Consider the following 15,533-nt stretch of genomic DNA (forward strand, 5'->3'; position numbering starts at 1 on the left):
CATCAGCCGCTGGATGTTTACGTTCTATCGTTTATGATTGGTTCAATGAAGTGACTCGAAAGGATTGTTAATGAAATTCATCGTTATCAGCAGCCTGCTCTGGCTTTTACCACTTTCTGCAATGGCTACAGTATTTAAATGTGAAGTTGACGGTGTAGTAACTTACAGCCAGATCCCATGCAGTCATGATGCTGAACTTACTGAATATACCACCGACGAAGTTGACAGTCCGGCCAAACAACAAAAGCCTGCAGCGCAAACTGAAAGCCCATCAGAAACGTTAGTGCGGGTGCGCGATGCATTAACTAAGCGAGATATGCAGCTGCAAATAACCAGACTTAAGGGTGATAAGGCCAGGTTACAAAGCCGGCGTGATATTGAGATCACAAAATTGCGGCAATCCAAGCTTCAGGCTAATAATAATCTGGCTGGCGCGGTATGGGAAAACAGTCTGTCAAAAGAGATGGCAGCGATTACAGCCAAATACGATAGCGATATCCGGTCGGTAGATAGCGAGCTAGACAGGTTATCAAAACAGTTAAGACGGCTTTGACAGCTGAATATTATAAGCGCTGAATATTTTTGTTAGGTCGCAGGAGCGATAGCCAGCCATAGAAATAATTGCAGTTACCAGGTTAAAGATAATAAAAAAGCCGCTAAGCAAAACTTAACAGCTTTTTGTTGGAATTTAATGGTCGGTACGAGAGGATTCGAACCTCCGACCCCTTCACCCCCAGCGAAGTGCGCTACCAAGCTGCGCTACGTACCGACGTAGCGCGTATCATAATGATTCCCCGCCAGAATGCAATGCCGGAATGGTTAACTGCAGCAATTTTCGCCAGTTACCATAAAGTAAGCTAGTAAGGCCTGTCGACTTGATGCCAGCTACTATCACCTTTTTGGATGGCCGTTATTTTGATCACCTGCTATTAAAACCGCCGCTTCCTTGCTAGCATAGCCGTCTTTACGTCTTCTGGTGCTTGCCGTGTTGTGGATCCCATTTACCTTGCTGGCCGCGTTTATGCAGGCCTGGCGCAATGCGTTTCAAAAACAATTAAGTAAAGAGGTAAAAGTGGCCGGGGTTACCCTGGCGCGCTTTATCTGGGCATCGCCGTTGGCAGCGCTTTATTTATGGGCGTTGTATCAGTGGCAACCGGCTCCGTTACCACAGTTTGATGAGCGCTTCGCCGGCTTTGTTATTGGTGCGGCGCTGGCGCAAATTCTGGCCACCGGATTAATGGTTAAATTGTTTATGCTTAGAAACTACGCCATTGGTGCGGGGCTGGCGAAAAGTGAAGCCGTGCTGGCGGCAGTACTTGGCGTGATATTTTTTAGCGAAGTGCTAAGCCCACTTGCCTGGCTTGGTGTGGCACTTGGCGGCGGGGCGGTATTTTTATTAAGTGGTGCCAGTCTTCGCCAGTTATCCTGGCCGGTAATGTTGCTTGGCTTAGGGAGCGGTTTAGCCTTTGCGCTGACCTCGTTATGGGTGCGGCAGGCCAGCCTGGTGTTAGGTTTACCATTTCCGCATGGTGCTGCCTGGGTTTTGCTGCTGGTGATCGTATTGCAAACTGTGCTTCTGCTGCTGTGGTTAGGTTTAAAAGATCAGCCAACCTTGCGGGCATTATGGCAACGGCCAAAGTTAACCTTGCTGGTGAGCGTGTGCAGTTGTGTTGGCTCTGTGGGCTGGTTTACCGCGATGAGCCTGGAGTCGGTGGCATTGGTGAAAACCCTGGGCCAGGTAGAAGTGCTATTTATGTTACTTATTTCGTCATTTATTTTAAAAGAGAAGTTAGTACGAAATGATCACCTGGGCTTGGCGTTGATCGTAGTAGCGGCTATTTGTGTTATGTGGGCCTGACAGGTTGATGGCTCAGAGCCGCTGGGGCAATTCAGCCAGAATTAAATGCGTTCTTTACTGGTGAATTTTTGCTAACTCAGTAAAATAGGCCGCTGTTTTAAGCAACCGAACTGAGTAGACGTGGAGCAAGTGGAGCAGGATCCTTTCGCCGACATCCGGCCATATCATGATAACGAAGTTGCGCCTGCTATTGCGCGCTTAATTGCTGATCGCGAATTTATTCACGCCATTTTGCATTATCGCTTTCCACGCTTATCCGGGCCTTTTGGCTGGTTGTTGTCGCCGTTGGTTCGTTTGTGGTTGAAGCGCCGTTGGGCCAGATTAAAGTCGGTAAGGGCGGTTCAGTTGCAGGTAGCCGGTTTTATGGACCGGATGATTGCCAGCACCACTGATAAAGTGACTTATTCCGGGCTGGAGCAGTTAGACCCGAAGCAATCTTATTTATTTTTATCGAATCACCGGGACATTGCGATGGACCCGGCGCTGGTTAACTGGTGCCTGCATCAGCAGGGCTTTAGTACGGTGCGCATTGCCATTGGTGATAACTTGCTGCGTAAAGCCTGTGCCACCGAGCTAATGAAGCTAAATAAAAGCTTTATTGTAAAACGTGGCGCCAGGGGCCCGCGTGAGATGCTGAAGAATCTGACACAACTGTCTGCCTATATTAAACACTCGCTGGATGACAATCATTCCGTGTGGATAGCGCAACGTGAGGGGCGGGCTAAAGACGGAAACGACCAAACCGATCCGACTATTCTGAAAATGTTTTATATGCAGGGTAAGAAGCAAGGGCTGAGTTTTAATGAGTACCTGCAAAGCCTGAACATCGTGCCGGTATGTATTTCATACGAATACGATCCTTGCGACAGTGACAAAATTAATGAGTTGTGGCAGAAGAAAACTCAGGGTAGTTATCAGAAAACCGAATTTGAAGATATTGATGCCATTATAAAAGGCATTGTCGGTTACAAAGGCCGGGTGCATGTGGCTTTTGCCAGCCCGTTGCAAGCACTACCGGATAACCCGGACGCTGCAGCAGACTTTATTGATCAGCAAATCTGGCAACAATATCGTCTTTACCCCATTAATGCGTTAGCTGCCGGTACAAGTGAACCGGCCGCAACCGAAAAAGCGACCGAGCAATGGCAGCAACGGCTGCAAAGTGTGCCGCCGGGCGCTAATGAGATGATGACGGCGTTGTATGCGACCCCTGTGCTAAAAACTCTGCAATAATGGGCTATTTAGTCAGTGTCACCGTGCTGTGGGCATTTTCGTTCAGCCTGATTGGGGTGTACCTGGCAGGCCAGGTCGACCCTTATTTTGCCGTGCTTAGCCGGATACTATTAGCGTTATTGTTATTCAGCCCTTTGTTGCTGCGCTACCGTTTTGCCAGCAACCTGGTGCTGCCGGTGATTGGCCTGGGTGCGTTGCAACTGGGACTGATGTATTTATTTTATTATCAGTCTTTTTTGCTGCTTAGCGTGGCGGAAGTGTTAGTTTTTACTATTTTTACGCCGCTATACATCACCCTGCTGCATGATGTGCTGGCCAAACGCTTTAATCCACAATTTTTGCTGGCGGCGCTTATTGCGGTGCTGGCCGCCGCCATAATGCGCTACCAGTCGTTAAGTGAACATTACTGGACCGGTTTTTCCGTGGTGCAGGGGGCTAATTTATGCTTCGCTCTGGGCCAGGTGGGGTACAAAAGGTTACTGGCCGGCCATCCGGATATTAAACAGTATCAGCTCTTTGGCTGGTTTTATGTCGGTGCCGCGTTAATAGCCATTCCAGCCTGGTTGCTGCTGGGGAACGAGCATTACCCGTCTACTACGGTGCATTGGACAGTATTACTCTGGCTGGGATTGGTTGCATCGGGCCTGGGGTATTACGGTTGGAATAAAGGTGCCACTCAGGTTTCCAGTGGCATGCTGGCGGTAATGAATAATGCCCTTATCCCGGCCGGGCTGCTGGTCAATGTGATTATCTGGCAACGTGATACGGATATAGTGCGCTTAAGCATTGGCTGCGCTATGATCGGTTTTTCAATCTGGTTGTGCCGCAGGCCAGCCGGGCAGGGAGGTTAAGTGGCAAGACAAGTACAGTACACCTTTAAAGGCACCACGAAAGTTATCGCTTTTAGCTATGATCGGTTCGTTGATTTATACGAGGCGGTTGCTGCTGCGGAAGGTGTCGATCTTGCCGGTTTTCTGGCAATGGAGCAGCAGGTAGCAAAAACGGCCAAAGATAAAGCGGCTATTAAAAACTTCCGGCAGCAAGCCTTTACCAAAATGGGTTTTAGTAATATTACTTTTCTCCGCGACGAAAGCTGAAGCCCATGTTCAGCCCGGGGTGGCTATGTTAGGCTTTCAGCATTTAAAAAAACAGGAACTGAATTATGAAAATCACCAGCAACTTTGATAGTGGTAATATCGACATAATAAAAGCCGATGATCCGGCCGATATTCAACTGGCCATTCGCAAAGACAATCAGTCAGATTTTTATCAATGGTTTCATTTCCGGCTGAACAGCCCACACCCACAGCTGCATAAAATTACCCTCACCAATGCTGCTGGTTCAGCGTACCCCGATGGCTGGCAGGATTACCAGGCGGTAGCCTCCTACGACCGGCAAACCTGGTTTCGGGTGGAAACAGAGTACGATGGTCAGGCACTAACGATTAATCATTACCCGGAAGCAGAGTCGGTATATTTTGCATACTTTGCCCCTTACAGCTACGAGCGGCATCAGGACTTACTGCATCAGGCACAAAATGACTATAACTGCCAGCTGATTGATTTAGGCGAAACCCTGGACGGCCGTGATATGAGCCTGTTGGTAGTGGGTGAGCCGGATGACACCAAAAAGAAAATCTGGATCACCGCCCGCCAGCACCCCGGTGAAACCATGGCGGAATGGTTTATTGAAGGCCTGCTGGACAGATTGCTGGACGAGGACGACGGTGTAGCCCGTAGCCTGCTGGCTAAAGCGGTATTTTACATAGTGCCAAATATGAACCCGGATGGCAGTGTCCGCGGCAATTTACGGACCAATGCCGCTGGCGCTAACCTGAACCGCGAATGGCAGAGCCCAACGCTGGACCGCAGCCCGGAAGTGTATCTGGTACGCCAGAAAATGCTGGAAACCGGCCTGGACATGTTTTTAGATATTCATGGCGATGAAAACCTGCCGTATAACTTTGTTGCCGGCTCGGAAGGCGTGCCGTCATATAACGACCATATGCGTCAGTTAGAGCAGGATTTTAAAGCCGCGTTATTAACGGTAACACCTGAGTTTCAGGTTAAACATGGCTACGACAAAGATGAACCGGGTAACGCCAATTTAACTGTGGCCACCAATTGGGTGGCGGAGCAGTTTAAATGCCTGGCCTACACTGTAGAAATGCCATTTAAAGATAATGCCGATTTACCCGACGCGGCGTTCGGCTGGTCTGATATTCGCTCAATGAAACTGGGCCAGGATAGCCTGAGCGCCATTTTACAGGTGGTAGATAAACTGCGTTAAGGCATGCTGGTTTTAAGCCAAAGAAGTAAAGCCTGGAATAGAAGTTTAGAATTAAAGGTAAGTATTATGGCAATTATTTCCTGCCCGTACTGCGGGCAACGAATTTCCGATAAAGCAACTGCGTGCAGTAAATGTGGTGGTGATCTTAGCAGTAATACCCCGGAACAACTGGCCGCCATTGAACGGGAGAAGAAAAACCGCAAGATGCAGTCACTGATGAATCAGTCAATGCTGGCCATGGTATTGTTTCTGGGTGGCTTTGGTATTTTATACTGGTGGCAACCAGCTAATCACAGTTATAACCAATACCTGTCCAATGCCGCTATTGCCCTTGGGTTTTGCTGGTATGTGGTAACCCGGGCCCGTATTATTATGTTAAAGCGAAAATAGCCGTATGGACTTTAAAGCGCTGGTCAGCGCTATGGCGCCAGAAACCTATCAAAAACTGGCTGATGCGGTCGCCACTGGCCGCTGGGCCGACGGCACTGCACTTACTGAACAGCAGAAAGCCCAAACCTTGCAACTGGTAATGGCCTATCAGGCTACGGTGCTGAAGTCAGATGAATTATTTACTGTGGGTGCCGATGGTCAGCTTATTCAAAAAACCAAAGCTGAACTGAAAAAGCAATTTGACAACAATGATGCAATAGCAAGGTTCGGACACGATGATATTTAAAAACTGGTTTAAACCGAAGTGGCAACACCCTGATAGTGCCACACGTCAGCAAGCTATTGCCAGCCTGTCTGCCGGCCAGCGCGAGCATAAAGAAATTTTGCACGAACTGGCGTTTAACGACAGCAGTGAAACGGTGCGACGCAGTGCCCTGGAACACCTGAACGACTTTTCGTTGTGGTGGCAGGCCAGTAAACAGGACAGCAGCGACAGATTGCGCCAGCATGCTGAGCAGCAATTGCTGACCATGCTGTTACGACAGCAAATTTCTGCGCCGTTAAAACAACAGTTTGTGACCCAATGCAACCGCTTGGCACTACTTGAACAATTAGCCGAGCGGGAAACTGACGCTGAAATCCTGTTTAGTGTGTTACAGCGGTTGAATAAGCCGGAGCTAAATATAGCCGCATTAACCGGCCAGGTGCTGACCATTGCCCAGAAACAGCAGTTGCTGGCGCAGCTGGACGACCAGAAACAACTGGAAAAGCTAAGTAAAGTGTTAACTGGCGAGCTGGCCCAGCAACTGCAGCAAAAAATGACCGAGCAGGCTGAGCAAAAACAAAAGCCATTAAAACTTCGTAAAGACGTAACCCTGCTACTGGCCAGATTAAATGCCCTGCGGGAACGCTATTCAGCGGCCGAGATCCCGGCGCAACTTGCTGAACTGCAGCGCCAGTGGCAGCAACTGCATAACGAGCTGGATTGCCTGCCTGCCACCGAGGCTGCCAGCGTTGCTGGCAAATATCAGCAACTGGTAAGCAAGTTAGAAAGCTGGTTAACGCCGCAATTGGCGCAACTGGCAAAAGCACAAGCAGAAGCTGAGCAACAGGCGGCAGCTGCCGAAAATTATCAGCAGCTTTCTGATGCTATTACTAAACTGGCTGGCCAATTATCCGAGGTGTTAGCCAATGTTGATATCAGCGCAGCGGAAACTATTGCAGAGCAGTTAGCCGAACTCTCTGCTCAGATAGCACAAAATGCCATTATCAACGAGTCGCAACGAAACAATCTGACAAAGCAATACAAGTCATTGACCAGTCAGTTAACCAGTTTGCCGCAAACTGCCGAAAAGCTTAGTCAGGCTTCGAGATTGGTCAGTGACTGGGCAGCCCAGGCCTTACCGGCTGAGCCGGCGCAGCTTGCTGCAGCAAAAGAGCAGTTAACTCAGTATAAAAATAACTGGCGCAGTATTACCGCAGATTTGCCGTTGGCCGTGCCGGCCTCGCTAGCCACTGCAAAGCAACAGTTGCAGCAGCAATGGCAGCAGGCTATTGCTGCTATTAACAGTCAGAGCGAACGTGCGGTGCGCCAGTGTCGTAGTAAAATTGCTGAGTTTAAACGGCTGGACCAGCAAGGCCGCTTCAAAGTGTTATTTGGTTTGTTCAAAGGTATCAGCGCAGATTATGCTGTGCTGAGCGAGGCCGAGCAGCAGAAGCTGGCCACTGACTATGAGTTTGCCAGTAACCGAATTGCAGAGCTGGCCGACTGGCAGGAATATATCGCCACCCCTCGCAAACAGGAATTGCTGGCGCAACTGCAGCAACTTGCAGCAGTAACGCCAGATGATATTCCGGCCCGGGCCGAGCAGGTAAAACAAGCCCGGCAGCAATGGGCCAGTTTTGGTAAAGCGGGAGCAGAGCAGGAAGCAGAGTTAAATGCAGCCTTTGACGTTGCTTGCGAGCAAGCTTATGCACCGTGCCGGGCCTACTTTGCTGAACAGGACGCAATAAAAACGGCAAATGTAACAGTGCGCGAACAGATTATTGCCCAGTTAGAACAGCTGGCCGCAACGCAGCCGGAAGCAGCAGCGCTGGACAGCGGGCTAAAATCGCTCACTCAGGCCTGGCAACAAGCCGGGCCGGTTAAACGCCAGGATTATCTTGCCTTACAGGCGCGTTATCAGGCAGCACTTGAGCCGTTAAAAGCCAGGGCCACTGAGTTTCAGCAGCAGGTTGCCGAGCAAAAGCAGGCGTTGATTAACGAGGCACAGGCTGCGGTGGCACTTAGCGACAGCAACCAGAGCAGCAAAATATTAAAAGAATTGCAGCAACGCTGGAAAACACTGGGTTATGCCGGGAAGAAACATGATCAGCAACTGTGGCAGCAGTTCCGCCAGCTTTGTGATGGTTTCTTTAATCAGCGTCAGGCCGCGTTTGCCGAGCAGCAACAACAGCAACTGGCTCAGGAACAAGCCCTTAGCACCGAGCTTACCGCGATAGCCCAAAAGCTGCATTCATTAACGTCGGCCAGTGCCAGTACTGAATTTGCCGCAGTGAAAGAGCAGCTGCAACAACTGGACGTCGGGGTGATAGCCAGTGCCCGCAAGCAGCGCGATAACTTACAGCAACAACTGGCGGCATTAATACAGCAACAGGCCAGTCAGGCGGCACAGCACGATACCAAAGTGTTATTTGCACAGTTAGTTAAACCAGACAGTAGTTGTGACAACTGGCCGGCGCAATTTAAACCGCAAGCTGAGCTGGCTGGTGCGCTGGGGTTGGATCGCAAAGGCTTAACCCAGGCCCTTGAGATCGTCAGTGGCATAGATAGCCCGGAGCAGGAACGCAGTGAACGTCAGCAGGTACAGCTAACTTTGCTGACGTTAAAGCACAATGCGGGTGAAGTGACTGATAAACACAGCCTGCTAAGGCACTGGCTGGCGTTTGGGCCGGTAACCGAAGCAGAGCAAAGTTTAGTACAGCGGCTTAACATTATCTTCTTAACTGAGTAACAGCACAGGGCGCATTGGCGCCCTTATTTTTAGACTGTATTTTTGATCCGGCTGGCGTTATTCTGCATTACTGAGCTCACCACGCAAGTTCTGCTGCATTTTCTGCCGGATCTGTAATGCATCTAACGGCTGGCTCAGCAAGTAATGCAGCTTAGTCAATGTCGCTTCAAGGGTCATATCAAAGCCACTGATCACGCCACTGGTTTTCAGGGCATTGCCGGTGGCATAGCCATCCATATTTACCTTGCCTTTAAAACACTGAGTGCAGTTAACCAGAATTTGCCCGCGCTCTGTCGCCGCCTGCAGTACTTTCAGCAGGTCCGGCCGTTGTGGCGCATTACCTACTCCGAATGATTTAATGATCAGCGCCCGTACCGGGGCATTCAACATATTGCTGATAACATCGGTGCTGATCCCGGGGTACAGCGTAACAACGCTGATCGGTTGCGGGGTAATATCAGCAACCTGCAAATCAGCCACCTGTGCTGGGGCAGGGCTTACTTTACCTTCAATTAAATCGATATTAATCCCGGCTTCGAGCAGCGGCAAAAAGTTGGGTGAGGCAAAGGCGTTAAAACCATCGGCATCGGCCTTGGTGGCGCGATTACCACGAAACAGCTGGTTATTAAAAAATAACGCTACTTCGGCAATAGGGTAATTTGCTGCCAGATACAGCGCATTTAATAAGTTCACCTGACCATCAGAGCGAAGCTGGGCCAACGGAATTTGCGAGCCGGTGATAATTACCGGTTTTTGCAGATTTTCCAGCATAAAAGATAACGCCGAGGCGGTGTACGCCATGGTGTCGGTGCCATGCAGTACCACAAAACCATCGTACTGCTGATAATGTTGCTGAATGTCGCTGGCAATATGCTGCCAGTGAGCCGGGGTCATATCGGAAGAGTCGATAACCGGATGATACTCATGAATATCAAACAGGGGCATGTCGGGATGAAAGAACTCCGGCATCTGCTTTACCGTGCTGCTTAAAAAGCCTGGTACCGGCACAAAGCCCTGACTGGATTGTTGCATGCCGATGGTACCGCCGGTATAGGCGACATAAATGCGTTTTCTATTCATATGCTTTTGTTCTTATTCTTAGATGACTAAAAAGCCATGCTTACCATAAAAAATGCCCGCGGGATGGCGGGCATTGTAGTAGATATTAAGGTAACTGTCAGTTAACGGTGCAGGTTACACAGTATGAATATATGCCGTTAGGGTCGTTAAACTGGTTCAGAATAACAAAGTCCTGGCGCAGTTGCTTGCTAACCCGCTGCAGCATCTGTTGCTCTGGCGACGCTTGTGTCTGTGGTAACCAGCCATTTGCCTGAGCACTGCCAAACAGTTCTTTCAGCATCTGCTCGGTCGGGCTTAATTCCTGAGTAATAACCTGTACGTCATAGTTATCCAGGCCCGCTTTTTCAGCTGCCGCTGCGATGGCCTCGTCAAAGGTACCCAGCTTATCTACCAGGCCCAGCTCAAGCGCTGTGCTGCCAGTCCATACCCGGCCCTGCGCCACGGCATCAACTTCAGTCACTGACATATTGCGGTTGCTGCCAACCATGGTTAAAAACTCAGTGTAACCACGTTCAATCAGTAACTGCATAATGTCTTTAGCCTTGTCGGTAAGGCCCTGATACAGCGGCAAACCAGAAGATAAACCGGCCAGTTCAGTGGTACCAACACCATCTACGTTCAAACCCAGTGTGGCCAATGAATTTTCAGCAGTGTGCAACAGGCCGAAAATGCCAATGGAGCCGGTAATGGTAGTAGGGGACGCCCAGATCTCATTGGCTGGTGCCGCTATCCAGTAACCACCTGAGGCAGCCACGGCACCCATAGAGGCGATAACCGGCTTGCCCGCTTCGCGCAGCAGGGTTATTTCCTGGCCAATCACTTCTGAGGCAAAGGCACTGCCGCCGCCACTATCAATCCGCAGTACCACTGCTTTAACTTTGTCATCAAAGCGTGCCCGGCGTAGCAGGGCAGCAGTTGAATCACCGCCAATGGTGCCTGACTTGGCACTTCCATCGACAATCATGCCCCGCGCAACCACTACCGCGACTTTTGAGGTTAACGGGTTAACAAAGTTGCTGTTGGCAATGGCGTACTTAGCGTAGTCATCAAAGCCGACGTGGTTATAAACATGCTTGTCATTTTCACCGACAATGCCAATCAGTTTCTGGCGGAACTGCTCACGGGTAGCAATGTTATCAGCGAACTTGTTGTTAATAGCATACTGGGCGGTGTCGCCATCTGCTGCCTGCAATTTCTGAAACAAAGCTTCATAGGTTTCATCAAAATTACTGATATCAAAGCCGCGACGGCTGCTGACGTCCTGTTTGTAGGTGTTCCACAAATCAGATAACCAGGCAATATTGGCTTCTTTAGCCGCTTCAGACATATCGTTACGCAGGAATGGCTCTACCGCCGACTTATAGGTACCGACCCGGAAGACATGAGTATTAATTTTCAGCTTCTCTAATGCTTCTTTGTAGTACATCGGATAGCTGCCGTAACCTTCCAGAATAACCGCACCCATTGGGCTTAAGCTGATTTCATCAGCGTAGCTCGCCAGGTAGTACTGGGTCTGGCCAAAATATGCGCCATGGCTGAATACTTTTTTACCGGCGGCTTTAAAATCTTCGATAGCGGCGCCAACCCGCTGCATTTTATCCAGTGAGCCTGAACGTAAACCAGATACATCTAACACCATTGCCTGAATTCGGTTATCGGTTGTGGCGGTTTCAATCACTTTAACCACATCAGACACCAGCATTTCCGGTGATTCTTCACCAGCGCCCAGGCTTTCATTAACGGCTGCAGACACCGGGTCTACCCAGCGCTTTTCTTCTACCAAATCACCGTTCAGGTTCAATACTAACGCTGCGGTGTCAGCAATTTTAACTTCATCCTCGCCGCTGAACATCGCGATAACTATAGTACCGACAATCAAGATAAACAGCAGGTTTAGTACGGTAGAGCGGAAGCCTTTATAGACCCGCCAGATAGCGCCAAAGAAGCGGCGAATTGGACCTTTTTTCGGTTCGGACATAATAAGTTCCTGTATGAGTTCCTGTAACGGAAGCGAAATGATAGATTTATTATCGCTATGCTAACCAATTTAGCTGCAAAGACTAAATTGAATTTGTAAGTAAATGTTTAGCACTTGCTATCGGCAGCCAAAGCGGCTACATTCTTCCTATTTAACAGGTACGACCAGAGAGGCTGCAGTGGCATACCAACGATTATTACAACCACTGGATTTAGGTTTTACGACGCTGAAAAACCGCGTCATTATGGGCTCAATGCATACCGGCCTGGAAGAAGAAAAAAATGGCTTCGCCAAACTGGCGGCATTTTATGCTGAACGCGCCAAAGGCGGGGTTGGCCTGATTATTACCGGCGGCATCAGCCCGAACTTTCGTGGCAATCTGGTGCCTTTTGGCAGCCAGCTCAGCCACTGGTGGCAGGTAAAAAAACATTACCAGGTAACTGAAGCCGTCCATCAGCACGATGCAAAAATCTGCTTGCAGCTCTTGCATGCCGGTCGCTATGGTTATCACCCGTTTAATGTTGCGCCCAGTAAAATTAAATCGCCCATCACCCCGTTTAAGCCTGCCGAGATGTCAAAGCGGCAAATTAACAGCACCATCAAAGATTTTGCCTATGCCGCTAAACTGGCGAAAAAAGCCGGTTACGACGGGGTTGAGGTCATGGGCTCTGAAGGCTATTTAATTAACCAGTTTGTTTGTCAGCGCACAAACCGCCGTCAGGACGAGTGGGGTGGCAGTTTTGCCAACCGCAGCCGCTTTGCCATTGAGACGGTAAAAGCCGTGCGCGAGCAATGCGGCACTGACTTTATCATTATCTACCGCTTATCGATGCTGGACTTAGTCGAAGATGGCAACAGCTTTGAGGAAGTGGTCGAGCTGGGCAAAGCCATAGCCGAGGCCGGTGCCACCTTAATTAACACTGGCATTGGCTGGCATGAGGCGCGGGTGCCTACTATTACCACCCGGGTGCCGCGTGCAGCGTTCAGCTGGATTACTGAGCGGGTGAAAAAAGAGCTGAGTATTCCGGTTATCGCCACCAACCGGATTAACGACCCGCAAGTTGCCGAAGATATTCTGGCTAATGGTCAGGCCGATATGGTGTGTATGGCGCGGCCGTTTTTAGCGGATGCCGATTTTGTCAATAAAGCCGCGGCTGATAATGCCGATTTAATTAATACTTGCATTGCCTGTAATCAGGCCTGTCTGGACCATGTATTTCAGAACAAACGGGCCAGCTGTCTGGTTAATCCCAGAGCCTGTTATGAAACCGAACTTAACTTTACCCCGGCAGCGCAGCCGAAAAAACTGGCCGTGGTCGGTGCCGGCCCTGCTGGCTTAGCTTTTAGCGTGTATGCAGCGCAGCGCGGCCATCAGGTGCATTTATTTGATAAGTCGCATCAAATTGGCGGTCAGTTTAATTACGCTAAACAAATTCCGGGCAAAGAAGAGTTTCATGAAACCCTGCGTTATTTTGGCAAAATGATTGAACTGCATGCGATTAAGCTGCATTTAAACTCGGAGCAAACTGCAGCAAGCCTGGCCGAAGCCGGCTTTGATGAAGTTATTCTGGCCAGTGGTATTTTGCCACGTGATATTGCCCTGCCGGGGCAGGACCACCCGAAAGTTCTGAGTTACCTTGATGTATTACGCGATCATAAATCGGTCGGTAAAAATGTCGCTATTATTGGTGCCGGCGGTATTGGGTTTGATGTGGCGGAATACCTGACTGAAGATAACTCCTTAACCCTGCAGCCCGATGCCTGGTTAAAAGAGTGGGGCGTAGATAAAAGCTATCAAAGTCGTGGTGCGCTGTTGCCCGACAGTATGCCAGAGCCAGCTGCCCGTAAAATTTATTTAATGCAGCGTAAAGACAGTAAAGTAGGCGCGGGTTTAGGTAAAACCACCGGCTGGACCCACCGTGCTTCTCTAAAGAAAAAGGGTGTCGAGTCGATGGCCGGCGTTAATTATCTGAAAGTAGACGACAGCGGCCTGTGGCTGGAAGTTAACGGTGAAGAGCGTTGTCTGGATGTCGACAACGTTATTATCTGCGCCGGCCAGGTGCCACAGCGCGCGTTGCAACAAGGCCTGACCGACCTCGGCATTCGCCACCACCTGATTGGCGGCGCCGATGTAGCCGCCGAGTTAGATGCTAAACGCGCCATCCGCCAGGGCGCAGAGCTGGCAGCGCAAATCTAGCTGAATTCAGTCCGCTACTTTTTTATGTTAAGTCAACCGCACCAACATGGTGCGGTTTTATTTTGTCATCCTGCTGTAACCCAATTTTCGTTTCTCACCGTTAAAATCTGTTGCTGACCATGCTATAGCGAAAGATCACCGACTTAAGTCTGATTTTGCTATTGGCAAGTCACATTTCTGGTGCTTTATTTGTTAATGCTGCTATCGTGATAGTAGCTCTACTATCAGAAAATCAATACAGGGAGTCTTTATGTCAGGAGTGTTAACCATGGTGCTGGCCGGGGGCGAGGGGACCCGTTTGGCGCCGCTTACCGGCATTCGCGCTAAACCGGCTGTGCCATTTGGCGGCAACTATCGGATTGTCGATTTTGTTTTAAACAACTTTGTAAATTCTGACTTGCTGCAGATTTTTGTGATCACTCAGTTTAAATCGCACTCGTTAATGAAGCATTTAGGCCGCGCCTGGCGGGTAAGTGGTTTAACCAACCGCTTTATTGACCCGATACCGGCGCAAATGCAGACGGGTAAGCACTGGTATTTAGGGACTGCCGATGCCATTTATCAGAATTTGCACTTAATCGAAGGGCTGGACCCGGAGCATGTTTGCGTATTCGGTGGCGACCATATTTATAAAATGGACGTGCGGCAAATGCTCGACTTTCATCGCCATAACAAAGCTAAGCTTACCGTGGCGGCGATACCGGTGCCGGTAAGTCAGGCCCATGAATTTGGGGTGATAGAGGTTGATGAACACGGCAAAATGATTGGTTTTGAAGAAAAGCCCAAAGAGAACCCGAAAACTATCCCAGGCCGGCCGGATTTTGTGCTGGCGTCGATGGGCAACTATATTTTTGAAGCCAAATGTCTGGTTGATGTGCTGCAAGAGGACGCGAAACAAGCTGATTCCAAACACGACTTTGGCCATAATATTATTCCGGGTTTGTATCCGCAGGGCGAAGTGTACGTCTATGACTTTTCCAGCAACCGCATTCGTGGCGAGTCTGAAAGCAGCGCCGGCTACTGGCGTGATGTTGGCACCATAGATTCCTACTATGAAGCCAATATGGACTTAATTTCGATTAACCCGCCATTTGATGTTTATAACCGCTACTGGCCGCTACGCAGCTATACGCCGCCAATGCCACCGGCCAAATTTGTCCACGACGAAACCAACCGTACCGGTCAGGCTATCAGCTCGATGGTGGCGTCGGGCTGTATTGTCAGTGGCGCTATCGTTTATCAGTCTATTCTGGGGTACAACGTGCATGTGCATAGCCACAGTTATATAGAGAAGTGTGTGCTGATGGGCAACAATGATATTGGCCGCGGTTGTCGAATTCGCCGCGCTATTATTGATAAAGACGTTAAAATAGCCCCTGGCACCATTATTGGCGAAGATCCGGTGCAGGATAAGGCCCGCTTCCATATTTCGCCAGGTGGTGTGGTGGTGATCCCGAAAGGGGCGAAAATTGGTTTTGATGACGCCGATTAAA

13 protein-coding genes and 1 tRNA gene are annotated in these 15,533 nt (G+C 49.7%); 11 read left to right on the top strand and 3 right to left on the bottom strand.

Translation table 11 applies throughout. The features are described 5' to 3' along the window. Nucleotides 1-70: 70 nt before the first annotated feature. On the top strand, nucleotides 71-553 hold the full coding sequence (locus CRO03_RS00095) for a DUF4124 domain-containing protein (RefSeq protein ID WP_097109559.1): 483 nt from the start codon (nucleotides 71-73) through the stop codon (nucleotides 551-553). A 139-nt stretch (nucleotides 554-692) separates the two neighbouring features. Here the strand turns inward: CRO03_RS00095 and CRO03_RS00100 are convergent. After that, a tRNA-Pro gene (locus tag CRO03_RS00100) sits at nucleotides 693-769 on the bottom strand. 216 nt (nucleotides 770-985) lie between these two features. Between CRO03_RS00100 and CRO03_RS00105 the strand changes: the two genes are divergently transcribed. The 8 genes from CRO03_RS00105 to CRO03_RS00140 all read left to right on the top strand — a co-directional run bounded on the left by CRO03_RS00105 (nucleotide 986) and on the right by CRO03_RS00140 (nucleotide 8,785). Then, nucleotides 986-1,858 carry a DMT family transporter gene (locus tag CRO03_RS00105; protein ID WP_097109560.1) on the top strand — a complete coding sequence of 291 codons (873 nt, stop codon included), beginning with the start codon at nucleotides 986-988 and terminating at the stop codon, nucleotides 1,856-1,858. A 120-nt stretch (nucleotides 1,859-1,978) separates the two neighbouring features. After that, a complete protein-coding gene (locus tag CRO03_RS00110) occupies nucleotides 1,979-3,091 on the top strand; it encodes a 1-acyl-sn-glycerol-3-phosphate acyltransferase (RefSeq protein WP_097109561.1) in 1,113 nt (370 codons plus the stop codon). Continuing rightward, nucleotides 3,091-3,942 (top strand): EamA family transporter, encoded by an 852-nt coding sequence (locus CRO03_RS00115; protein WP_097109562.1) that lies wholly within the window; start codon nucleotides 3,091-3,093, stop codon nucleotides 3,940-3,942. Before CRO03_RS00110 ends, CRO03_RS00115 begins: the two co-directional genes overlap by 1 nt. Beyond that, a complete protein-coding gene (locus CRO03_RS00120; protein WP_097109563.1) occupies nucleotides 3,943-4,188 on the top strand; it encodes a DUF2960 domain-containing protein in 246 nt (81 codons plus the stop codon). Nucleotides 4,189-4,253: 65 nt separating this feature from the next. Then, nucleotides 4,254-5,381, top strand: coding sequence for a M14 family metallopeptidase (locus CRO03_RS00125; protein ID WP_097109564.1), 1,128 nt, complete (start codon nucleotides 4,254-4,256; stop codon nucleotides 5,379-5,381). Between the two features lie 66 nt (nucleotides 5,382-5,447). Continuing rightward, nucleotides 5,448-5,771, top strand: coding sequence for a zinc-ribbon domain-containing protein (locus CRO03_RS00130; RefSeq protein ID WP_097110331.1), 324 nt, complete (start codon nucleotides 5,448-5,450; stop codon nucleotides 5,769-5,771). Nucleotides 5,772-5,775: 4 nt separating this feature from the next. Then, nucleotides 5,776-6,057, top strand: a complete 282-nt coding sequence (locus CRO03_RS00135) for a YeaC family protein (protein ID WP_097109565.1) — start codon at nucleotides 5,776-5,778, stop codon at nucleotides 6,055-6,057. Further along, nucleotides 6,047-8,785 carry a DUF349 domain-containing protein gene (locus tag CRO03_RS00140; protein ID WP_097109566.1) on the top strand — a complete coding sequence of 913 codons (2,739 nt, stop codon included), beginning with the start codon at nucleotides 6,047-6,049 and terminating at the stop codon, nucleotides 8,783-8,785. The genes CRO03_RS00135 and CRO03_RS00140 overlap by 11 nt, the downstream gene beginning before the upstream one ends. A gap of 57 nt (nucleotides 8,786-8,842) precedes the next feature. On the opposite strand, the gene ansA is transcribed toward CRO03_RS00140, so the two are convergent. Together ansA and sppA are read right to left on the bottom strand one after the other, a co-directional pair. After that, entirely contained in the window at nucleotides 8,843-9,865 is a 1,023-nt protein-coding gene (ansA, locus tag CRO03_RS00145) for an asparaginase (RefSeq protein WP_097109567.1), read from the bottom strand. Between the two features lie 97 nt (nucleotides 9,866-9,962). Then, a complete protein-coding gene (sppA, locus tag CRO03_RS00150; RefSeq protein ID WP_097109568.1) occupies nucleotides 9,963-11,843 on the bottom strand; it encodes a signal peptide peptidase SppA in 1,881 nt (626 codons plus the stop codon). 178 nt (nucleotides 11,844-12,021) lie between these two features. Here sppA and CRO03_RS00155 point away from each other — a divergent pair, with 178 nt between their 5' ends. After that, entirely contained in the window at nucleotides 12,022-14,040 is a 2,019-nt protein-coding gene (locus CRO03_RS00155; RefSeq protein ID WP_097110332.1) for an NADPH-dependent 2,4-dienoyl-CoA reductase, read from the top strand. 250 nt (nucleotides 14,041-14,290) lie between these two features. Further along, the gene (gene glgC, locus CRO03_RS00160) at nucleotides 14,291-15,532 is read left to right on the top strand and encodes a glucose-1-phosphate adenylyltransferase (RefSeq protein ID WP_097109569.1); all 1,242 of its coding nucleotides are present in this window, start codon (nucleotides 14,291-14,293) and stop codon (nucleotides 15,530-15,532) included. Nucleotide 15,533 lies beyond the last annotated feature (1 nt).

This window comes from Arsukibacterium tuosuense, assembly GCF_900215315.1.
Taxonomy (GTDB): Bacteria; Pseudomonadota; Gammaproteobacteria; order Enterobacterales; family Alteromonadaceae; genus Alishewanella; species Alishewanella tuosuense.

Coding starts and splice junctions, on each gene's coding strand:
- CRO03_RS00115 (WP_097109562.1), top strand. CDS start 3,091: ATGGGCTATTTAGTCAGTGTCACCGTGCTGTGGGCATTTTCGTTCAGC.
- CRO03_RS00140 (WP_097109566.1), top strand. CDS start 6,047: ATGATATTTAAAAACTGGTTTAAACCGAAGTGGCAACACCCTGATAGT.
- CRO03_RS00130 (WP_097110331.1), top strand. CDS start 5,448: ATGGCAATTATTTCCTGCCCGTACTGCGGGCAACGAATTTCCGATAAA.
- ansA (WP_097109567.1), bottom strand. CDS start 9,865: ATGAATAGAAAACGCATTTATGTCGCCTATACCGGCGGTACCATCGGC.
- CRO03_RS00135 (WP_097109565.1), top strand. CDS start 5,776: ATGGACTTTAAAGCGCTGGTCAGCGCTATGGCGCCAGAAACCTATCAA.
- glgC (WP_097109569.1), top strand. CDS start 14,291: ATGTCAGGAGTGTTAACCATGGTGCTGGCCGGGGGCGAGGGGACCCGT.
- CRO03_RS00125 (WP_097109564.1), top strand. CDS start 4,254: ATGAAAATCACCAGCAACTTTGATAGTGGTAATATCGACATAATAAAA.
- CRO03_RS00095 (WP_097109559.1), top strand. CDS start 71: ATGAAATTCATCGTTATCAGCAGCCTGCTCTGGCTTTTACCACTTTCT.
- sppA (WP_097109568.1), bottom strand. CDS start 11,843: ATGTCCGAACCGAAAAAAGGTCCAATTCGCCGCTTCTTTGGCGCTATC.